Consider the following 20,924-nt stretch of genomic DNA (forward strand, 5'->3'; position numbering starts at 1 on the left):
GAGCATGGTTAGGAAACCTTGTAGAAAAACTTTTCAGGGATTTTTTCATGATTTCTTCTATTTCTTCAAGGTCTGTTCCTCTATGAGTATCCTCTTCAGTGTTCTTCCGCTTATGCTCTTTGGCATGGAATCTCTGAGGTAGAACTCTGCTGGAACCTTCTCCTTTGAAAGCCTGCTTTCGCACGCTTCCCTGAGTCTGTCTATTGAAACATCTTTTCCACTGGCAGGTACCACCACAGCAACTATTTTCTGGTCTCCCTGCCCCGTGTCCAGGCCGATAACCGCGGCCTCAGATACTCCTTCGACCTGAGAAAGGAATTTCTCAATTTCTCCCGGACTGACGATGACATCCCTTGATATGAGAAATTCCCTGTGATAATCCGTTACGTAAAGGTAACCGTCCTCGTCTATCCTTGCCATGTCTCCTGTCTTCAGCATATTGCCGGAAAAATTTCCTTCAGTGCCCTCTGCTGGAAAATATCCCCTGGTTATCTGATTGCCCCCAAGAAGGAGAAGGCCAACCTTGCCGTGTTCCAGGTCTTCCCCTGTGGCCTCATCCACTATTTTCTGTGTAACTCCCCTGAGAGGCCGACCCACACTTCCCTGCCTTATCTGGTTCCTGTCTGCGGGCTGCATGTGGGTGATGCCGGTCATCTCCGGCACATCGTAGTATTCAAGCACCGGGACCTTGAATTTCTCCTGGAACATTGATCTGATTCCATCGTTCATGAGATATGAGGGGCAGAGAGCTCCCTTGAGGCTCTTTGATCCCTGCAGCGGAACGTTCTCATCAGCCATTGAGTATATGTCGTTCGGCATTCCGCATACATAGTCGCAGTCAAAGAGGCTGCACAGCCTGGCCAATCTTTCATAATCATTCCTTTCGTACGCGCATATTACTGTTCCGCCCAGAACGGCAGGAAGCATTACTGATAACTGAAAGCCCGAAGGAGAGAAAACAGGTGTGGATGAAGCAATCCTGAATCTTCTCTTTGGTATCCTGAGATTCTCCCTCATGCCGGCTATGGAGTTCAGGAGGTTTGAACCGCTGTAAGTTATGCCCCTCAGATCGCCATCTATGGACGGAAAGACAAACATTACCGCCGGGTCTGCTTCCAGATCCACCTGCTCCTCCTCGCCTCTGGGCTCAAATATCATTTCACTGAACCATGCAGTGGTCACCCCTGTGGTGGCGAGCTTAACGGATTTGGCAATCTGCCCTGCCGTGACCGATACGGCTTTCTCAAACGGCAGGAATTCCTGCAGTCTTGTTAGTATAATTCCGGATATTCCGCTTTCCTGTTTCACCGTTATATCGGCGGTGTAGACTGCCACAAGCACCTTGATGCCTGTGAAATGTATGACATTCTCCATCTCCCATGTCGTCAGGAGGTGATCCATGGGAACTGCAACTGCGCCTATCTTCATTGCAGCAAAGAACGTCACCATGAACTGCGGAGACAGCGGCAGAGCAATCCCTATCCTGTCTCCTTTCTTCACTGAAAACTTCTTCCTGAGTGTTTCTGCCATGGAATCAGCCATTGAGAGCAGGCTGTGATATGTGACATGTTTTCCGTGGTAAATTATTATGGGAAAACTTGTGTTATGGGATTCAGCGTCGTGGAGGATGGAGTAAATTGAACGTATTCCGCCCAGCCAGCCTTCCTCACCAGTAACTGTGCTTTCCACCATTTCCATGCACCATCAGGTAATGGAATAACGCATGGTCTCCATAAAATCTTTTCCGGTGTGACCCACGTCGGAAATGGATGGCGAATACAAGGGATTATAAACAATTTCTATCTGATCCACGTGAGAAAAATGCCGGGAAAGGTTTGGCTAGACGGGAAAATTGTTGATTATGACAGCGCAAGGGTACCAATCCTGACGCATTCCCTGCAGTACGGTACCGGGATATTTGAGGGCATAAGGGCCTATGAGAATTCTGGAGTTGCTTCTATTTTCAGGCTCAGTGATCATGTAAAGAGGTTCCTAGACACGGCACGTGTTTACCACATGAATCTTGGCTTTTCTCCCAGTGATCTTGAGGAAGCCATCATTGAAGTTGTCAGGGCAAATGCCCTTAAGGCATGCTACATCCGTCCATTCGCGTACTATGCCAGCGATGATATATCGCTGTCAACTAAAGGGAAGAGGGTTAGCGTTGCCGTTGCTGCAGTTCCATTCGGGCAGTATTTCGGAGACAAATTGTCCCAGGGTGTGAAATGCCGCGTATCCTCATGGAGACGCATAAATTCTGACATCCTTCCTGTCCAGGCCAAGGCCAGCGGAAACTACCTCAATTCCATCATAGCCTCCATGGATGTGGAAGGCACGGATTTTGATGAGGCCATACTGCTCACCTCAAGGGGCTATGTTGCTGAAGGGCCGGGGGAGAACATATTCATTGTGAGGAACGGACGTCTTCTCACGCCAGGTGTGGAATCCGACATCCTGCTTGGCATCACAAGGAGTTCAGTCATTGAAATCGCCGGGAATCTGGGCATCAGGACTGAGGAGAGAGAGGTACACAGGGAAGAACTCTACACTGCGGACGAAGTATTCTTCTGCGGAACAGCCGCTGAGATCACGCCAGTTATAAATGTGGACGGCGTTCCTGTTGGCAACGGGAAAAAGGGCACCATAACCTCAAGGCTGCAGAAAACATACTTTGACGCTGTCACCGGCAGGCTTCCGGAATACAGAAGATGGCTTACTCCAGTCAGCTGACACCTGTTTCAGGCATCTTTGTGTCGCTTCTGCAGAGCAGGGCACATACTATGACGGTGGCTCCTGATCTTCCAGCCACCAGGGAGTGCTTGACCATAACTGGAAAAGAGTGAAAATCCCCCTTCTTCATGGTCTTCCTTCCACCATCAATCTCTGTTTCGATGGTGCCTTCCACAACATATACCCACTCAAACCTGTCCCTGTGATAATGCATTGGATAAACGGCGCCTGGCTTGAACTTCAGGAACTTGATCATGCCGCTGCCCATGGAGTTTACCACGCTCTGTAAAATTCCCAGCTTGCCGTCAGAGACTTCATCCCATTTGATATCCGCCAGAGAGATTCTCTCCATTTCGCTACACCATATACTTCAGGGTTAATATAGATTATCCGGGGAAACCAGCTTACCAGAATGTAATCATTGTAATTCAGTAGCTTTCATCCAGGGGGAGTGATTCGGCGACCCACCTCTGCATGCCGCCAAGGACATTTGCAACTTTGAAGCCGTTATCTGCAAGATATACAGATACCACCTCGCTCCTGTTTCCGTGGGCGCATATTACAGCGTATTTCCTGTCCTTCTGAAGATCGCCAAGTTTCTCCGGCACCTCATTCATGGGTATCTTCAGGCTGTTGCTTATTGTGCCCATATTCCACTCGAATGGCTCCCTTACATCAAGGATTACATATTCATCCAGTCTGGAACTCAGGTCTTCTGGAGTGATCTCCTCAACCGATGCCACAGAAAGTCCGGATGATTTCCAGCTCTCCAGCCCATCCTGCATGACATGAACAACCTTAAGGCCAACAGAAGTAAGCTCCTGCGCACCCCGGGAACCTGTCTCTGCATTTGGAGCAACCAGCACAATATCAGGTGACTGGCCGTTCAGCCAGTTCCTGATTGCCCTTGCCCATGAGTACGGGCTGAAGGGAACGCTCACGGATCCTGGAATATGGGATGCCATGTAATCGCTGCTGCCCCTAGCATCAATGATTAGTATCTTACCTTCCTGCACTTTTTCCTGAATTTCATTCAGTTGCATTTACTGTCAGATGACGATATTTATCAGGATAATAACTTTGCTGAACAGTTCTGACACCTGTAGTCGGTACCGTGGTTCATATCTGTGGAAATTTCAGATGTTTTGAATGTACGGTGAATTTAGTTCGCTCACTAAACTATCATGGCAGTGATCAATATTATATCCGTTAATTGTATGTGAAGACGACAAATGTTCCACAATGACAGAGAAATAAAGCAACTTGGCCCAAGGCTTGGCGTGAGTCTCTGGCTCCTGGCCGCCGTATTCTTTACTGTGCTGTCATTTGTCATACTTCACGTCAGCAATACCTGGAACCTGTTCACCATCTACGCCACCCTCTCGTGGTCCTTCGGTCTGCCCATCATAATGATGAGCTTCATAGGGGCACTGAGAAGCAGGAGCTTCAGGATGTCTGATTTCAAGGGAAGAATACCGAACCTGGTAATTTTCGAGATACCCACCATTGCCAATGAGGATGTTATCCCGGCCCTGTCAAGGGTTGTGGATTCAATCATAAAGTTTGCGCCAAGAAACCTTGACAACTGGCGCATCGACCTAGTCACAGAGGAGTGGTCTGAGGCACGGGATGCAATTGCTGAAAAGTACGGGTCACTGCCAAATTTCAACCTGATTGTTGTCCCCATGGAATATCAGACAGAGAGCAGATCGCTGAACAAGTCAAGGGCACTGCAGTATGCAACTGAATACCATATTGGAAGGGGCGAGAACAGCGATGCCATCTGGATATTCCATCTGGACGATGACGCATCGATAGGTGAAGACACCGTGGCTGCGATTGCTGAGCACATAAAGTTCAAGGGGCATGAGTATTACATCGCCCAGGGTGTACTTGCTTTCCCGCACCATCTCTCAAAATCCATAATACCGAAATTTGCTGATTCCATGAGGCCGACTGATGACCTCACAAGATTCTACTTTTTCACGGCACTTCTCAAGACCCCGCTTGTTGGCCTTCATGGAGAGAACCTCCTGGTCAGGTCTGACGTTGAGAGCAGCATAGGGTGGGACAGCGGAAACCGCCCCATTTCGGATGACAGTTGCTTCGGCCTGCGTTTCTCTGAGAAATATCCCGGAAAATCCTCTTTTCTCCCGGCATTCACCTATGGCGCATCACCATCAAATGTCAGGGATATGCTGAAACAGAGAAGAAGGTGGCTGGTGGACCTGACAAACCTTGGAGTTTACGGGCCGCTCCCATGGAAATACAGGCTTCTTCTCATCTATTCAGTTATATTCTGGAGCAGCATGGCCACCCAGAACATAATGCTGGTGATACTCCTGCTTGAGGGGCTTCATCTCATTGCGTTTGAGCTCATAACTCCCCCAATGGCTGTCATGTGGGCGTTCACATTCAGCTTCTGGATATGGTTCTACTGGAACGGGCTTCAGATAAACAGCTCTGTTTCAGAAGAGAAAATGCCTTTCTGGAAGAAGGCTGTCATAATGGTTCCCCTGTTCTTCCTGGTAATAGGCCCGCTGGAAGCTCTGGGAGGCGTGATGGGAATCTATGCATTCCTCAGGAATGAGAGAAAATTCGAGGTCATCAAGAAACCCACGTGACTTCCCCATATCCTTTCGGAAGAGGATTTCTCGCTCATTTTTGTTAAATCATAAGCTCTTCCAGATGCAGTCAATGATTTTCACTGCCCTGGAACATTCCATCTGCCCGGATGCCGTGGGATCCCCAAGATGGCAGTATATCATCTCCGATCCAAGCAGGGAAAAGGCAATGCGGCTTTCGGGACTGCCGCCAATTTCCATTATGGACAGATTCTCAGATTCCTCAAGTATATGCAACATAGAGGAGCGAGAACCGTGGGATGGCACATACGCGATCTTCACGTGTTTGCTCATGCCTCTGGCTTTTTCAACAAGTCCTGAAAGTGCTGATCTCTCAGGGAGCTTCCCGAGAAAATGCATGGATGATATGAAAGGCTTAATGCCCGTCCGCAATGATGTGACTAGCTCAACATCAACCATGAAACCGTCCCTGACGGCCTTAGAGAGGAATGCTTCCCTGATGTCGTCAGGAAAATGATTTATTCCGCCCTCATCCCTGGATCTCAGGGTAAGGATGCACCTCCCGGCAAAGGGCTTCAGCAATTCCAGGATTTTCGGGTCCACTTCTCGCATATAATCGAGCCTCAGTTCAACCAGATCACAGATTCCTTCCGAATCTTTGATCTTCCTTTCCAGGGAGTCAAGGCTGAATACGGGGATTGAACCGATGAGAATTGGCCTTTTCACTGCACTAATTTTATATCTCCTCCCATTGCCGCAAGGTCCCTGAAGAACCCGGAATTGCTCTTTGATACACAGTCCGCGTCCCTGATCCTTCCACCGGCATGCAGTGAAAGCACGGAAGCAAGCATGGCGATCCTGTGGTCTCCAGCCGCATCAAGTACAGGATTTTCCATGGAAGGCTGGCCGTGAATTGTTATGCTGCCATTGGCACTGACACTGACTCCGAATGCCGAAAGTGTCCTGGTGATGGTGAGTATGCGGTTGCTCTCCTTGGACTTCAGCCCTTCTGTTCCTGAAATGGTTGTCCTGCCTGACAGGAATGGAGCAAATGCTGCTATTGACACTGCCATGTCAGGTGACTGGCTTGTGTCCATGGTGATGCCATTTCCGGAATCCGACCATGCAACATGCCATGTCCCATCTTGGAAACTGCTTTTCACGCCACTTTCCTGCAGTACACCCACAATGCTGTGATCACCCCACCAGCTTTCCTGTTCCGGAAGGCCGCTGATTCTTATATCTCCGCCGGTTGCATAGGCTGCAGCCGCATAGAATGAAGAGAGAAGATAGTCACCTGGAACATGGCCTGAATATTCCTTCATGTCTCCTCCATTGATCCGGACAACGTTTCCGCTGAATGTAATGTCTGCTCCAAGGGATTTCAGGATGCTGCATGTCAGGTCTATGTAATGTCTTGAGACAATGGGCGGTACAATTTCAATGCGCCCTCCCCCATTCATGAGAAGTGCAAAAATCAATCCTGATATGGATTGGCTGCTCTCACTTCCCTTTATGGCGACATGATCGGCAACAGCCCTTCCAGACATCCTGAGTGGAATGGAATCGGATGAAAAGCTGATTCCGGCCTCTGAAAGTGCCCTGACCTCATCTTTAATTGGTCTGGCCCTCAGCGTCCTGTCACCATCTATGGTGAATTCTCCACCCAGGTATGCCAGAAGGGGAAGAGCCATTCTCAGGGTGGTTCCGGAACCGCCGAAGTATAAATCAGCCCTGTGTTTCAGCTCTTCTCTATGCCGGCTGAAGCTGTTTTCTCTCCTGATAATTCCCAGCCTTCCAACAAAGTCCACTGCCATTGCAACGTCTGATGAATCCGGCAGGCCCTGAACATTCACATCATGTATGAGAGAATACAGAACAAGGCGTATGGCATGGCTCTTTGATGCTGGAGCCATCATATTGCCGGATATTCTTGACTTCTTAATCACTGCCATCATGCATGATCGGCCTCACAACCATTGTTTTACCCCTGCGTGAAAAACAATCCACAAGGGGGCCTTCCTGCCCCTCCCTGAATAGAGCGAAAACAGCCGGGCCATTTCCAGTGATGCCTGATGCAATAGCACCATAACGGTCCGCAGTTCTGATGGGTTCCATGCTGTATCCCAGGTGCTCGGCCACAAGCCTTCCGTTAAGGTTCATGGCGCCTGTTATGTCTCCCGACCTGGCAAGGCGTACTGCCTCCATGAATTCAGAACTGTGTTTGCGGAGGATCTCTGGCCCTGCAATCCCACGCTTTCCGTCAAGCAACAGTACGAACACGGTTTCCCAATCAAAGTCAATTCTCTGTTCGATTGCCATTGCTGTGTTGTTTGTCAGGAAACTCCCTCCATGATATGCAGCCACTGCATCGTCAAATGCCCCCGTCACTGATAGTCCAACCTCCCTTGATATGAGGGCTGAAAGCAGCGGAGGGTAGCCTGAAAGGCCTGTGGCCTTCTGGAGGCTTTCAATCAGTGCCACCGAAACTGCGCTGCTGCTCTTCAGCCCCATGCCGGCCGGAATTCCGGAATTGATCTTCACACCGTACCTCTTCCCCGTTGATTTGTGGAAGTATTCCATAACAGCGTTGACAAGATCAGACTGTTGAACCTCAATACCACGCTCCATGACGCAGGATTCAGCCTGCAGATCAACAGCAACTGCTGCCCCGTATCCTGTTGGGATGCCATTCAGGATGGATATTCCCCCGTGGCCTACTGAGCATATTCCTTCATGTATACTTTCCATTTTTCCTCCATTTCAGCTGCAGCCGCTCGCGATATCCTTGAAGATGGGAGTATGCCTTCGTAGAGATAGAAATCCGCAAGAACCAGCGCAACCATTGCCTCTGCTACCGCAACACCACGAACGGCAACAACCGGATCATGCCTGCCAATTACTGATATGCTTCCAGGTTCCATTGTGTCCAGATCCACTGTCTTTGCCGGTTTTCTTATGGAGCTTGTGGGTTTGAACGCACATCTCACAACAATATCTTGTCCCGTGGTTATCCCCCCCAGTATCCCGCCGGAGAGGTTCCTTTCAGTCCGGAGATCTCCTGAGCTATCCCTCACAATTGAATCGGAGGCTTCACTTCCCTTCATGGCTGCACTCCTGAAACCAAGGCCATACTCGAAACCTGTGGCTGCAGGCATTGACATTATTGCCGAGGCCAGAGCTGACTTTATCTTCCAGAAAACAGGATCGCCCATTCCCGGAAGAACACCCGATGACTGGACTTCAACAATACCTCCCGCACTGTCGCCCTCCGAGAACAGCCTGCTTATTATTTCAGAGAATTCTGCATCCCATTCACTGTTCCTTGCCCTGGTGGGAAAACGTTTAGACCCCATTGCCTCTGAGAACGTGACTGCATCATTATCACCTCTTCCTCCAATTGACTTAAGGTAGGCAGCAACCTGTGTGCCTGCAAGCATGAGAAGTTTCTTTGCCACGGCACCGCCTATGACCCTTGAAAGTGTCTCCCTGGCACTGCTGCGGCCTCCACCCACGTAATCCCAGTTTTCCCTTCCGTATTTCTTTATGAATGAAAGATCGGCATGTCCCGGCCTGGGAAGGTGAGAAACATCCCGATAGAGGAGAGGTTGGGGATCGCTGTTCCTCACCATAACCGTAACAGGCGATCCTGTTGTGTATCCGTTGTATGTACCACTGACTATATCCGGATTGTCCTCTTCCCTGCGCCCGGACACAAGTTTCCTCCCTGTCCTGCGGAAACCCAGCTCAAACCTGAGGTCTTCCTGTGACAGGGGCAAACCTGCAGGTATACCGTCAATAACAGCGCCAACATATTTGCTGGCACTTTCCCCGAAAGTAGTGAGAACAAGATGCCTCCCCATGCTGCTAACCATGATTCACCTCTTCCCATGTCACGTCAATCCTTTTCCCCAGCCATATTCTTTCAGCTTCGATGGCCTGCTCAAGGAGTATCTGCTCACCAGTGATAATAGTTGTCATGCCATTTACACTCTTGATAAAATTTGTTCCTCTCTCCCCATAATTGAAGTTAATGGCGATCTTGCAGCCTATGGCAGGGAATTCAAAGGTTCCAGACGATATTGCATTCACGGCGACATAACCCTTAATGGGCAAATTTGATTTGAAATCCCGGACTTCTGCTTCCCTGAATCCCAGATCAACAAGGCGATCGGATATGCTGTAACCTGCCTCAGGGTTCCTGCATATTATGCCAATACTCATCCCCAGGTCCGAAAGGGCTATGGCCGATGTCATGGCAGCAGATCCAGAACCCAGTATTATTGCCTGCTGGCCTGATGCCTTTGGGATAGAGGGACCCACAATGTTTCTGAGTGCCGTATAATCCGTATTGAAGCCTCTGCTTCCTCTCACTGTATTCACATTGCCGCAGCGTACTGCTTCCTGGCTCAGGGATTCAACCATTGCATGAACATCAGCCTTGTATGGCTTGGTAACGTTGAATCCATCGTAGTTCCTCATAAGGTTGTGGATTGTTGATGCAAGTGCACCATGATTCACATCAAATATCTCATATGCTGCACTCAAGCCAGCTTTCCGGAATATTGCCCTGTGAATCTGCGGTGAAAGGGTGTATCCAATATTTTCGCCAACAATGGCAAACCGGAGCGTTCCCTCAGGCGAATTCCCTGTCAAGAAACTCCTCCAGCATTTCAACGGGTACTGGCTTCACCTCTGCCTTTCCAGCCTCCCTGATAAATGGCATCAGTATTTTCCCCTGTCTGGATTTCTTGTCTCTCACAAGTGCATTCTTCAGAATGGAAATGTCAATATGCTGTTTCAGATCCTTATATGATACCGGCAGATTGAAAGACCTGAGAACATCCTCAGTTCCTGCACTTCCCTCTGGAGGAATACCAATGAGCTCCACTCCAAACCTGTTTTCCATAATCATTCCCACGGAGATGGCTTCTCCGTGCGTGATGGCGAATCCTGATGCCGCCTCCAGTGAATGGCCTATGGTATGTCCGTAATTCAGGATGTTCCTGATATTCTTCTTTTCAAGGGGATCATTGTTAACCACTGTCATCTTGTCCTCAATGCACCTTTTCACAGCCGACATCAGAACAGATCTTTCCCTGCCTGCTATCTTACTGGAGTTATCCAGCATCAGTTTCAGTAAATCACGATCCATTATGAACCCGTATTTCAGCATTTCAGCAATACCGGATCTGTATTCCCTTTCAGGAAGAGTGTAAAGAAAATCGCCGTTTATCCAGATCTCTTCTGGGAAATAAAAAGTCCCCACGAGATTTTTCGTGTTTCTGAAATTGATCCCTGTCTTTCCCCCAACCGCCGCATCCACCATACCAAGAAGGGTGGTAGGCACATTTATGGTCTTAACGCCGCGCTTGAAAACAGAGGCACCGAATCCAACTGCATCTGTGACACTGCCCCCTCCTACCGGAATAACATAGTCTTCCCTGCCAATATTATTTTCCAGCATTATCTCCAGAAGGCGTTCAAATCCATGGAGGCTCTTGAGATTTTCCCCGTCCTCCACCGCAACACTTATTATGTTATCTCCTCGGGCAGAGTCAACAGGATTCCTTATTGTTTCAGAATAAAATACAAGTTTACGGCCCTTCAGCCGCGATATTTCCGCCGACAGATCATTAACTTCACGATATGGCTTTTTCGTTGATGAATCTACCAGCACAGTTTTCGAATTACCTGCCAAGCGCATCTTCCAGCTTCCGAATCTGTATCATCAGGCTCTTAAACTGTTTTATCGTCAGCTGCTGTTCACTGTCGCTCCTGGCATTATCCGGATCTGGGTGGACCTCAACAAGTATCATATCTGCACCAGCGGCAACTGCTGACAGGGCCAGAGGGATGACCAGATCCCGCTTTCCAGCAGCATGACTGGGGTCCACGCAGATTGGGAGATGCGTTCTCTGCTTCAGTACCGGTACAGCACCGATGTCAAGGGTGAATCTTGTGGAGTTTTCAAATGTCCTTATGCCCCGTTCACAGAGTATAACTGATCTGTTGCCGCCCTGCAGTACATATTCAGCGGAACCAAGCAGTTCATCAATTGTGTTTCCCATCCCTCTCTTGAGCAGTACTGGCTTCCTCAATTCGCCGAGCTTGGTGAGAAGGGTGAAATTCTGTGCGTTTCTGGAGCCCACCTGAAGTATGTCCACATCCCTGAAAAATGGGAGCTGGGAAATATCCATGATCTCAGATACAACCGGCAGACCCGTCAGTTCCTTTGCCCTTAGAAGCTCCTTTATTCCCTGCTCTCCGTATCCCTGGAACGAGTACGGGCTGGTCCTTGGCTTGAAAGCGCCACCACGTATTATGCTGGCGCCTGCTTTCTTCAGTTCAAGGGCAAATTCGTCCATGCCCTCAAAATCTATGGAACATGGGCCCGCGGCAACCTGCACTGGCCTGGATCCTATCATGGATGATCCCGCTTCAACAATTGTGTCTATGTTGTTTGTTTCCCTATCATAGAGGAACTTGGCCGATCCCTTTCTTTTTAAATTCACATTATTACCGGACTTACCCTCTGCATGATTCAGGGATCCGGAACTTACGTACTCATTACTCATCTCCACACCCATACTGCTGCCTCCCAAAGTGAATTGATGATTTTTTATTCATCTTGAATTCATTGTATTTCATCTAGTAAATTACCTGCCCCTTTATCTTTATTTAAATGTACCTGAGACTCTTGAATCTTACCCAAAATGCAATGATATAATTTAAACATTGTTGTTTTTTATGCAACAATACATATGGAAAAGAATTCACAGGCCTGAGAAAATAAACTTAAAAATCCACTTATGTGTCACCGGCAATAACCTGTTACAAAAAGATTTATAAGTATCGTATCTAATATTTCATCTCAATGAATGCTATAGCTAAATTCATTCTGTTGGCTATCCCATACTTTCTGATGGTTTTGGGGATAGGCATATATAATAGGGTGAACCCTGAACTTGGAGGATGGCCATTTTTCTATTGGTATCAGCTAGTTTGGATCTTCGTTGCGGCCATATTAACTTCGGCCGTATACCTTGTGGAAAGAAGGGAAAAGGCTTCCAAGAAAGGTGATGCACAATGAGCTACACGTTTGCCCTGACCGACTACGTAATATTTTTTGCAATAGTTATAGGGGTACTGGTGGCTGGTTTTCTCGGACATTTCTGGAGGAAGCCCACCACTTTTAAGGATATCCAGGAGTGGGGAATTGGCGGCAGGCGTTTCGGCACTGTTGTCGTATGGTTCCTGCTTGGCGGAGACCTCTATACAGCTTATACACTGGTTGCCGTACCGGGTTTGGCCGCAAGCAGCGGTGCACTGGGTATGTTTGCAATAACTTATGGTATCATGATATATCCAATAGTTTACGCCACTATGCCCAGGATGTGGAATGTATCCAAGAGGAGAGGGTATGTTACTGCATCAGACTACGTTAAAGACCGTTTCAACAGCAGAATGCTTGCAATGCTCATTGGACTGACAGGAGTTGTTGCTGAAATACCATACATTGCACTTCAGATTGTGGGCATAAAGTTCGTTATGTCCTCGCTGGCAATTCCTGCAATAATAGGACTGACAATAGCATTTCTGCTTGTTGCCGGATTCACATTCTTCAGTGGTCTCAGGGGACCAGCCCTCACTGCAATAATTAAGGATGCCATAATATGGGCTGCAGTCATAGTAATAGTTATATATGTCCCACTGAAGCTTGGAGGCTTCGGTCACATGTTTTCAGCTGCAGCAGCTATTTCTCCAAGTACCGTAAGTCTTTCGCCTGCACTTGAACTTGGATATGTAACACTTGCGCTGGGATCCGCTCTGGCACTTTTCCTGTATCCTCATGCAATCACCGGCACTTTGGGCTCAAAAAGCTCAAAGACCATAAAGAGGAATTCTGCTCTACTTCCATTATATAATGTACTCCTCCTCTTTGTTGCCATAATAGGTATTGCCGCCGTTGTACAGAATAATGGCCTGTATTCATCTTCCACAAGCAGCCTTGCTTTTCCGGATGTTATACTTCACACATTCCCCTCTGCTTTTACCGCATTCGCCTTTGCTGCCGTTGTTGTTGGAAGCATAGTTCCAGCATCCATAATGGCCCTAGCATCAGCTAATCTGCTCACAAGGAATGTTTATCTGGAATACATAAACCCGAATGCATCGAGTGCAACACAGTCCCTTCTCTCCAAGGTGCTGGTTATTGTGGTCATAGCACTGGCCCTTGCCTTCTCTTTCGTTCCGGCAGCATCCGGGGAAATAGTATATCTTCAGACATTCGGTGGTGCATTCATTCTTCAGACGCTGCCTGCAGTTTACCTTTCTCTCTACACAAGAAAGCTGAACAAGTATGCTGTCGGCCTTGGCTGGGCAGCAGGGCTGGGAACTGCGCTCTATGCACTGTTTGAAATCGGGTTCAAGAGTTCCCTGTATAAGCCCATCGATTTCATTTACGTTGGGATACTTTCACTTGTAGTCAACCTGGCAGTCCTGGCAGTTGCGATGCTGGTGGTGGTTGCCCTTAAGAAAGTGAAGGAAGAAGGTATAATAGAGAACGCTGAATTTCAGGACATAAGTGAAATGGATTAAATTCCCAATATTTTTCAATTTACAACATTAATTTTCCATACAGACTTCATCTGGATAATATAATTAAACGGAAAGGCTATAGCTGAACCTATTATGTTCCCCAGCAGTGGATAAATACCAAAGAAATGCAACAGAGAAAGCTGAATAGATATTGCTATTATATTTCCAAGCAGGTTCAAAACCTGGAATTTCCCAAGCCTGATAAAAATTCCCCTTAGAGATGACTCGTGAAACCCTTCATTTCTGGTGGTCCAGTACTCGTTCACCAGGAACTCAAGACTCACTCCCGTAAAGAATGCAACCGCATCTATTTCCACGATTCTGCTATATCCAAGCAGCCTCAGCCCCAGGTAGGTAACGATCTCAAGGACAAAAAAGCCAAGATAACCCGATAGAGAATATTTTATTGAACGGAACAGATTCTTCCTGATAAGTTCAACCATTCTGTCCCTGAGCCGATGGCTTATCATTGCACCGAAATCACCATAAAGAATAAGCCATTAATCCTTGCCTTCTGATTTTACCTTATGTTAACTGGAAAATAACGTTGCTTCTTCGGGGATGAATCCGGCGTCGATTTGTAATGATGCGATCCGTTTTCCGAGCTCCTGTATCGACAAGCCATTCCCCGGAGGAATAAAAATGTTAATATCGACTGTTTAAAATCACACATTGATTTCAGCAGAAGACGGAGGAAGCTGACGAGCTCATACAACCTTTTGGCCGGAGTCACTTTCTGACATTTTTTCCGTAAACACCACGCAGTGCCCTGTTGTAGTCCTTTTCGATCTCATTAAGCCAATCAGGATGCAGATCCGAAGCGCGCTTCAGGAACTTGTCAAACCTTAGTATGTCCTTTGTGCCGTAGTTTTCAACCCTTACAAGGAATAAGAATTTAAGGAACTGAAGTGCGTATATGAGTTTCTCGATGTCCTCCTGCGGAACCACCTGATCTTTTGATCCTGTCTTGGTGGCTTCACTTATTCTTAAGTATGTGGAATAGATCTTCATCTTCCTGAAGACCTTCATGAATTCATCATTCTGCAGTATGTTTGCATTCTTTGCCAGTATCTGACTGAATATCTCCTCCAGATTTTTTCCATAAACGGAAGATAACATTTCCTGGTTCAGCGCGTTCTCTGCCTTCTGCTGCATGGTTACTATCTCAAACCTGTATTTATCCCTGATTTCATTGAGCACGAGTTTTGTCACCCTGATTATTTCATCTATGAGTTCAGGGTCAGTTTTTCTCATGATCTCCACAAGGGCACTATTCTTCCGTCCCTTATCCTCTCCCATTCCATATAGAGAAAGAAACTTAATGCCGTTTTCAAGCTTCATGGCCTCACCTCTTGTGATGCCACCATTTCCAGGAAAGGGGTGCTCGGTATCAATGGTAATTTTGTCCCAGAGCCTTACCAGGGATGTTCTGCTGAAAACAGAGTTAAGTATAGTTTCGGTGTCATCTCTTGGTTCCATTATGAGGTGCGAATAATTTATGCGCAGCTTTTCATAAAGATGGAGTTCCTGGTCGTAATTCATCCTCTGACGTTCAATTCCCTTGTTGTCTTCTGCTTCCATCTCCCTAGATGACCCCGACGAACGATAAAAAGTTTCATTTTGATGTCACTGCATGATGTGAAAAAAACACTACTTATTTATTCCATTTACGTAATGAACAGTACCATAGGTATCTGAATTGGCATGGAGAACCTGAATCTCATAATCCAACAGAGCAAAACAAATTCCAGACCGTTACTTTTCGGGCCACAACCTGAAATTGTGTTGTATTTCTCCATCCATTTTTCACAGTGCTCTTCCTCAGTGATTAATATTACAACAAAGTCTCATATGGAGACGCATATAGCTGTGGAACCTATGAGCCAATGGCAAGAATGGACATAACCGGTTGAACAAGATTTATGTCATATTATCATATTCGAAATATAGATTAGTGAGATCAGGCAAGTTACAGGAAAACCTTAAAAATTAGGATTTTACAGTGATGTCAAAAAATGATCGTTTTTTATGTGACATAATTATTTAAAGTCTATGCAGTTAACTTCAATGGTGATGGACACGCCACTGGTAAGACATGTCTCAAAGGAACAGCTTGAAATGGTCATTTCCAGGGAGAAATCCCGGGCAAGGATGATTAAGCGGTTGCTGTTCATAAGAGCCCTCTATGAGGGACATAATCTTTCGGAGGCATGTGCCCTCGTGGGCATAACGAAATCATGTGGTTATCTGTGGCTGAATCGCTGGAATCTGCAGGGTCCAACAGCGTTCATTCCCGGGTCCAAAGCCGGAAGGCCCAGGAAAGTTAAGGCTTCATCCAGGCAGCTTGTGGAGATGGTGGAAAGAAGCAGGTCCCTGAAAGCTGCAAAAAATGCCATTAAGGAGAGGTTCGGCGTCGAATATTCATACAGGCAGATTATCAGGATAAGCAAGCAGATAGAACAGGAAAACCTTGACCGTGTGGAGTGATGGGGTTTGGGAATCTGGAATTCGCGTTCATTCGTGCTGTCAAAAAATTCTGTCACATATATACATCCTCATGCATCGTGGATATGCTGAATTTTGAACCGGCCAACTATCTCGGTTTCTACATTATATAACAGTGCACTCTGCTATCATTCTGCATGCTTGACAAAATACTGAAATACATTTCCTGATTGAATTCCTCAGGGTTGGGACTCTCCTCCCCAAGAGACAGAAATCCCAACCGTCCGAGGTGAAAAAACCATGGATAATAGGTATAAAGTTATTGTCTCTGTGATCGTGGTTGCACTTTTTGTTGCCTCAGTCATGGTGTATGGCGTAAGCAACGCAACCGGGCGAACAGGGATAGAGAGCTCGACCGCACCGGCGAGCACAATGTCTTCTGGCCAGCTGGTGCAGATGCAGGGAGCGTCCGTAAACGGGCAGCTTTCCAAATTTGGGAACTTCCAGCTTGTAAGCGAAAATTCCCAGTTCAATCCAAATGCCCAGCTTGTTGTGACCCTGAGCCTTAAGCCCACAGGAAACCTTTCATCGTACGTATCCGCCATATCAAATCCGGATTCGGCTATGTACAGGCAGTACACGTCGGCAGCGGGGCTTGGAAATATGTTCGGGGTTTCACAGCAGGCTTACAGCTCCATTGTGTCTTACTTCAGCCAGTACGGCCTTAACGTGCAGACGAGTCCTGCAAGGCTGTCTCTAACACTTGTTGGTACAGTCTCACAGTTTGAATCAGCATTCGACACGCAGATAGGGGCATATGCCATACAGTATACCAGCGATGGCGTCTGGATGCCACTGTTCGGCAATGGCAGTGCAGTTCCGGGAAGTGTTTCTCTGTCACCGGTTGAATATGTCAACACCGCCGGCCTGAACATGCCTGCAGGTATAGCACAGTACGTTAGCGGAGTAACAGGCCTTGACGGCATGGCTGCCTCACCAGACCTCATGTTGCCCTACGGCATGAGTCCCAGTGGAGTTGTGCCTGGCCTGTATAACAGCACCGGATCAACAGTAACCCTGAATTCCTCACAGGCCCCTGGAAGCATAAACAACCCGTATGATCTAGGATCCGTGCAGAACATAACGGATGCGAACTACACCTGGGCACCGAACTATCTGACACCAACTGATGCAGCATTCAACGATCCATTTGGAAATTACCAGTTCATATTCCCGAGCACCATGCACGTTCTCACTGGAGCCAGCAATTTATGGTCCGGACAGTCCACCATTGCAAGTGAGCCAGACATGGGCCAGGGTGTAACCGTTGCAGTCATAGAGGTTGGAGACCTGCCACTCTCATGGCTTCAGGGATTTGCTAAGGAAGTATGGAACAACCCCAACCAGATCACAAGCAGGCTCAGCGTTGTCAATCTTCTGGGTGCAAATCTATTCGATGGAGAGATATATGGGTGGACTCTTGAGACAGCACTTGACATAGAATATGTAGCAGCAATGGCTCCAGCCGCACACATTGACCTTGTGGCAGTGCCCAATCCCCAGTTCTCGTCCTTTGACTATGCCTACCAGTATATTGCCCAGAACCTGGTGAGCGGGAACAATGCAACTGATTCAATCAGCATCACCAGCAACTCCTACGGCAGCGGAGAGGAATACACGGCATTCTTTGGCGCTCCCATGTACATGACCGTTGAAAACACCCTGCTTTCCGAACTGAATGCTGTGGGCGTGACGAACTTCTTCGCATCTGGTGATTATGGATCATACGCAGCAGCGTTTGAGTATGGGGCAACATCGGCCGGAGTGCCTGCCATAGCCACTGGATCCACCAGCGTAGGCGGAGGACAGCTCACAGCAGAGAGCAATGGGGTCGTTTTCCCGGAAACTGGCATCTACGCACTGAATTCCCAGTTTGACCTCGAGATGCAGGTTGCACCTGCCACTGGTGTGGAGTCATACACGTACTGGTCATATGGTTTTGGTGAGGATGGCACATTCAAGGGATTCATCGGCGGAGGATTCGGTCAGTCCATAATGTCTTCACAGCCCTGGTGGCAGAACGCCCTTGACACATACAGTTCAGGGGCAAGGATGGACCCCGTTGTCAGCGGACCTGCCGCATTCAACATGTCCGTATATACGGGATTCTGGAACCTCTTCTATGGTGGAACATCATTTGCAACTCCAATAACTGCAGGTGAATGGGCACTCATAGATGAACAGGCAAATGTGGCCTTCGGATCTCCATCCATGGGAGACATAAACCCGACGCTGTACCAGGCACACAATGCCTATGAAGCAGGAATGTCCTCAGTTCACTTCAACCCCTACATAGACATGCAGAACATTGGAAAGGGATTCAATTATGGACCTACAAACAGCTTTGACTGGTACTATTTCAACCTGAGCATAAACGAGCCCTCTGATCCAATTGTGCCCTGGTGGATTTTCACCCTTGGAAACCCGGCCGGAAACAACTGGAACTACCTGCAGGGTCTTGGAATGATCAACGTTGGAATCATGGACAGCGCACTCATTGGACAGGTGCCAAGCACACAGCACGCCCTGATGAATGAGCCATTCACCGTAATGGCACTGACTCCTTCCGGTCCAGCTCAGTTCGAAACCCTTGTTGGAGGTACCACATACACATTCCAGGTGATACTTGCCAACGGCCAGCCTGGAGGATACTACACTGTGGAGGCTTATTCCGGAGGACCCAATAACGGCATGTATGGAGGAGGGACAGTAACACAGATACACACCAATGCACAGGGGATGTTCAACTACACGCCTGTCTACAACATGAACTCTCCAAGCCCGGCCGCCTCAGAGTACGGCTACTTCCTTGTTTCGTCAGTGGCAAGCAGTGAAGGGAGCTTCCAGCAATTTGCTGTTGTTCTCCCACCGGTGACAAGCGGGAACCTGACACTTGGTGTCACAAACGCACTTGGCATGCTTGAAACAAGCGTTGCGGAAGTTCCAATGTTCATGGACACCCAGACCGGCTATTACAACCTCATTGGCGCTACCGGTGAAGTGTTCCTCAATGGAACTCCTGTGAGCAATGCTGTTGTGCATGAAGTATCGGTGAGCAACGCACAGTTCTCGTTCGAGGATCCCACACTGCCTGTATCAAGCTATGCACCGGGAGTGCAGATTGGAACGTTCCTGTCTGACGGAAGGGGCATGTTCAACTTCTGGACGGATGCTTTCCTTGCAGAGATCAATGGCCCTCTGTACACACAGGTTGAGATGATCTACGCCACATACGGAAACCTCACCAGCAACATGGTGACTGTGTACATAGAACCGCAGAGCGGAAGCTTCTATCCAAACATCGGCCTCAACAGTGCCGGCACAGCTCTGGTGGGAACAGTGACCTTCAGTGACATGAAATACGTGAATTACGTGAATATATCCATAGGATCAGAGCCTGGACAGTATGTGAATGTCAGCTATCCGCCACAGTTTGTCGATTCACTCACAGGTGTGCCCGTAAGTGGAGTGTTCAATGGCGTGATCCCTGTGAACTTCACAAATCTGCCGCCTGCTGGTACCCCCATTGTGATGAACATGGTTGCCCAGGGATACAACGATCTGTCATTGAGTTTCAGCTTTTTCGGGTTCACCTTTGCCATACAGGATGTGCAGAATCCCATAGTGTGGTCCGATCCACTGATCATCAGCAACCCAGGTGCAATGCCTGCAACTGTGCTTTCAGCCTCTCAGACCGGCCTGGTGAATGGGAACCTGACACTCTCCTATTCGGCATCCTCTGAAACCTCACTGGTGAGTTCCAGCATATCTGTGGCATCTGCGGCAGGACAGCAGGTTGTTTCCCAGAATCTTCCCATGAAGGGTACATTTGTCATAAACACTGCAGACTATCCTGACGGATACTACACAATAACGTACTCAGTGACCACGTCAACTGGCCTAACATCCACCTCTCAGGAAACAGTCTATATAGACAACACACAGGCCCAGCTTGAAACACAGATAGCAAGCCTTGAAGCAGAATACTCATCGGCAATACAGCAGTTGAACACCCTCAAGGCAGAGCTGTCACAGTCGTCAGTCAGCAGCAGTGCACTCCAGAGCCAGATAGCGACACTGAACCAGACAATCAGGGAAATGAGCTCCAGCCTTGCATCTGCTGAATCTCAGGAAAACCTCACCTCTTCAGAACTACTGAGTGCTGAGACGCAGCTACTGAACGCAGAAAAACAGAACGGAGCTGACCAGCAGCAGATCCAGCAGATGAACAGCGAGATTTCCCAGTACAGGGCAAACGCCACAGCGCAGCAGAACACTATAGCTTCATTGCAGCAGCAGATTGCAAACCTCCAGCAGCAGATAAACTCACTGAGCGGGAAGAACAATGACAGATCCCCATTCTACTATATCGGCGGCATAATGGCTGCTGTTATAGTGGGCATTGTGGCTGCAGTGGCATCGGTCAGCGTCTACAGCTACGGGAGGCAGAAGAAGAAAAACTGATTGAACACGAGGAGCGTTTTTCCATATTTTTATCCATTT

The 20,924-nt window shown here is 48.0% G+C and carries 18 protein-coding genes; 6 read left to right on the plus strand and 12 right to left on the minus strand.

Annotated features, from left to right (window positions below):
- Positions 1 to 57 precede the first annotated feature (57 nt).
- The gene (locus RE469_04080) at positions 58 to 1,692 is read right to left on the minus strand and encodes a class I adenylate-forming enzyme family protein (GenBank protein WMT45377.1); all 1,635 of its coding nucleotides are present in this window, start codon (positions 1,690 to 1,692) and stop codon (positions 58 to 60) included.
- A gap of 129 nt (positions 1,693 to 1,821) precedes the next feature.
- On the opposite strand from RE469_04080, the gene RE469_04085 reads away from it, so the two are divergent.
- Positions 1,822 to 2,730, plus strand: a complete 909-nt coding sequence (locus RE469_04085) for a branched-chain amino acid transaminase (protein WMT45378.1) — start codon at positions 1,822 to 1,824, stop codon at positions 2,728 to 2,730.
- Here RE469_04085 and RE469_04090 read toward each other — a convergent pair.
- Entirely contained in the window at positions 2,723 to 3,082 is a 360-nt protein-coding gene (locus RE469_04090; protein WMT45379.1) for a cupin domain-containing protein, read from the minus strand. The genes RE469_04085 and RE469_04090 overlap by 8 nt on opposite strands.
- Before the next feature lie 76 nt (positions 3,083 to 3,158).
- Positions 3,159 to 3,773 (minus strand): rhodanese-like domain-containing protein, encoded by a 615-nt coding sequence (locus tag RE469_04095; protein ID WMT45380.1) that lies wholly within the window; start codon positions 3,771 to 3,773, stop codon positions 3,159 to 3,161.
- A gap of 189 nt (positions 3,774 to 3,962) precedes the next feature.
- On the opposite strand from RE469_04095, the gene RE469_04100 reads away from it, so the two are divergent.
- Positions 3,963 to 5,354: a glycosyltransferase family 2 protein gene (locus tag RE469_04100; GenBank protein ID WMT45381.1), complete on the plus strand. Its 1,392-nt coding sequence runs from the start codon at positions 3,963 to 3,965 to the stop codon at positions 5,352 to 5,354.
- Between the two features lie 48 nt (positions 5,355 to 5,402).
- On the opposite strand, the gene RE469_04105 is transcribed toward RE469_04100, so the two are convergent.
- From RE469_04105 to aroF, 7 genes are read right to left on the minus strand one after another with little or no spacing between them, the layout of a single operon-like run.
- Positions 5,403 to 6,041, minus strand: coding sequence for a type I 3-dehydroquinate dehydratase (locus RE469_04105; GenBank protein ID WMT45382.1), 639 nt, complete (start codon positions 6,039 to 6,041; stop codon positions 5,403 to 5,405).
- Positions 6,038 to 7,273 (minus strand): hypothetical protein, encoded by a 1,236-nt coding sequence (locus RE469_04110; protein WMT45383.1) that lies wholly within the window; start codon positions 7,271 to 7,273, stop codon positions 6,038 to 6,040. Before RE469_04110 ends, RE469_04105 begins: the two co-directional genes overlap by 4 nt.
- A complete protein-coding gene (locus RE469_04115) occupies positions 7,257 to 8,066 on the minus strand; it encodes a shikimate kinase (protein WMT45384.1) in 810 nt (269 codons plus the stop codon). The genes RE469_04110 and RE469_04115 overlap by 17 nt, the downstream gene beginning before the upstream one ends.
- Entirely contained in the window at positions 8,033 to 9,190 is a 1,158-nt protein-coding gene (aroC, locus tag RE469_04120) for a chorismate synthase (GenBank protein ID WMT45385.1), read from the minus strand. The genes RE469_04115 and aroC overlap by 34 nt, the downstream gene beginning before the upstream one ends.
- Positions 9,183 to 9,971 carry a hypothetical protein gene (locus tag RE469_04125; GenBank protein WMT45386.1) on the minus strand — a complete coding sequence of 263 codons (789 nt, stop codon included), beginning with the start codon at positions 9,969 to 9,971 and terminating at the stop codon, positions 9,183 to 9,185. Before RE469_04125 ends, aroC begins: the two co-directional genes overlap by 8 nt.
- Positions 9,952 to 11,016 (minus strand): 3-dehydroquinate synthase, encoded by a 1,065-nt coding sequence (aroB, locus tag RE469_04130; GenBank protein ID WMT45387.1) that lies wholly within the window; start codon positions 11,014 to 11,016, stop codon positions 9,952 to 9,954. Before aroB ends, RE469_04125 begins: the two co-directional genes overlap by 20 nt.
- Entirely contained in the window at positions 11,006 to 11,893 is an 888-nt protein-coding gene (gene aroF / locus RE469_04135; GenBank protein WMT45388.1) for a 3-deoxy-7-phosphoheptulonate synthase, read from the minus strand. Before aroF ends, aroB begins: the two co-directional genes overlap by 11 nt.
- 299 nt (positions 11,894 to 12,192) lie before the next feature.
- Here aroF and RE469_04140 point away from each other — a divergent pair, with 299 nt between their 5' ends.
- Positions 12,193 to 12,408: a DUF3311 domain-containing protein gene (locus tag RE469_04140; protein ID WMT45389.1), complete on the plus strand. Its 216-nt coding sequence runs from the start codon at positions 12,193 to 12,195 to the stop codon at positions 12,406 to 12,408.
- On the plus strand, positions 12,405 to 13,916 hold the full coding sequence (locus RE469_04145; protein ID WMT45390.1) for a sodium:solute symporter: 1,512 nt from the start codon (positions 12,405 to 12,407) through the stop codon (positions 13,914 to 13,916). The genes RE469_04140 and RE469_04145 overlap by 4 nt, the downstream gene beginning before the upstream one ends.
- 14 nt (positions 13,917 to 13,930) lie before the next feature.
- Here RE469_04145 and RE469_04150 read toward each other — a convergent pair whose 3' ends face one another.
- Both RE469_04150 and RE469_04155 read right to left on the minus strand, forming a co-directional pair.
- Positions 13,931 to 14,386, minus strand: a complete 456-nt coding sequence (locus RE469_04150; GenBank protein ID WMT45391.1) for a GtrA family protein — start codon at positions 14,384 to 14,386, stop codon at positions 13,931 to 13,933.
- Positions 14,387 to 14,645: 259 nt separating this feature from the next.
- The gene (locus RE469_04155; protein ID WMT45392.1) at positions 14,646 to 15,497 is read right to left on the minus strand and encodes a hypothetical protein; all 852 of its coding nucleotides are present in this window, start codon (positions 15,495 to 15,497) and stop codon (positions 14,646 to 14,648) included.
- Between the two features lie 486 nt (positions 15,498 to 15,983).
- Here RE469_04155 and RE469_04160 point away from each other — a divergent pair, with 486 nt between their 5' ends.
- Both RE469_04160 and RE469_04165 read left to right on the plus strand, forming a co-directional pair.
- A complete protein-coding gene (locus RE469_04160; GenBank protein WMT45393.1) occupies positions 15,984 to 16,403 on the plus strand; it encodes a helix-turn-helix domain-containing protein in 420 nt (139 codons plus the stop codon).
- A 258-nt stretch (positions 16,404 to 16,661) separates the two neighbouring features.
- The gene (locus RE469_04165; protein WMT45394.1) at positions 16,662 to 20,885 is read left to right on the plus strand and encodes a protease pro-enzyme activation domain-containing protein; all 4,224 of its coding nucleotides are present in this window, start codon (positions 16,662 to 16,664) and stop codon (positions 20,883 to 20,885) included.
- Positions 20,886 to 20,924: the final 39 nt, after the last annotated feature.

It is taken from the genome of Cuniculiplasma divulgatum (assembly GCA_031200235.1).
Classification (GTDB): domain Archaea; phylum Thermoplasmatota; class Thermoplasmata; order Thermoplasmatales; family Thermoplasmataceae; genus UBA509.

What these genes read in the sequence shown, in the direction of transcription:
- RE469_04160 (WMT45393.1), top strand. Translation starts at nt 15,984, where the DNA reads ATGGTGATGGACACGCCACTGGTAAGACATGTCTCAAAGGAACAGCTT.
- RE469_04115 (WMT45384.1), bottom strand. Translation starts at nt 8,066, where the DNA reads ATGGAAAGTATACATGAAGGAATATGCTCAGTAGGCCACGGGGGAATA.
- aroF (WMT45388.1), bottom strand. Translation starts at nt 11,893, where the DNA reads ATGAGTAATGAGTACGTAAGTTCCGGATCCCTGAATCATGCAGAGGGT.
- RE469_04150 (WMT45391.1), bottom strand. Translation starts at nt 14,386, where the DNA reads ATGATAAGCCATCGGCTCAGGGACAGAATGGTTGAACTTATCAGGAAG.
- RE469_04145 (WMT45390.1), top strand. Translation starts at nt 12,405, where the DNA reads ATGAGCTACACGTTTGCCCTGACCGACTACGTAATATTTTTTGCAATA.
- RE469_04100 (WMT45381.1), top strand. Translation starts at nt 3,963, where the DNA reads ATGTTCCACAATGACAGAGAAATAAAGCAACTTGGCCCAAGGCTTGGC.
- RE469_04095 (WMT45380.1), bottom strand. Translation starts at nt 3,773, where the DNA reads ATGCAACTGAATGAAATTCAGGAAAAAGTGCAGGAAGGTAAGATACTA.
- RE469_04110 (WMT45383.1), bottom strand. Translation starts at nt 7,273, where the DNA reads ATGATGGCAGTGATTAAGAAGTCAAGAATATCCGGCAATATGATGGCT.
- RE469_04090 (WMT45379.1), bottom strand. Translation starts at nt 3,082, where the DNA reads ATGGAGAGAATCTCTCTGGCGGATATCAAATGGGATGAAGTCTCTGAC.
- RE469_04155 (WMT45392.1), bottom strand. Translation starts at nt 15,497, where the DNA reads ATGGAAGCAGAAGACAACAAGGGAATTGAACGTCAGAGGATGAATTAC.
- RE469_04085 (WMT45378.1), top strand. Translation starts at nt 1,822, where the DNA reads ATGCCGGGAAAGGTTTGGCTAGACGGGAAAATTGTTGATTATGACAGC.
- RE469_04140 (WMT45389.1), top strand. Translation starts at nt 12,193, where the DNA reads ATGAATGCTATAGCTAAATTCATTCTGTTGGCTATCCCATACTTTCTG.
- RE469_04080 (WMT45377.1), bottom strand. Translation starts at nt 1,692, where the DNA reads ATGGTGGAAAGCACAGTTACTGGTGAGGAAGGCTGGCTGGGCGGAATA.
- RE469_04165 (WMT45394.1), top strand. Translation starts at nt 16,662, where the DNA reads ATGGATAATAGGTATAAAGTTATTGTCTCTGTGATCGTGGTTGCACTT.
- aroC (WMT45385.1), bottom strand. Translation starts at nt 9,190, where the DNA reads ATGGTTAGCAGCATGGGGAGGCATCTTGTTCTCACTACTTTCGGGGAA.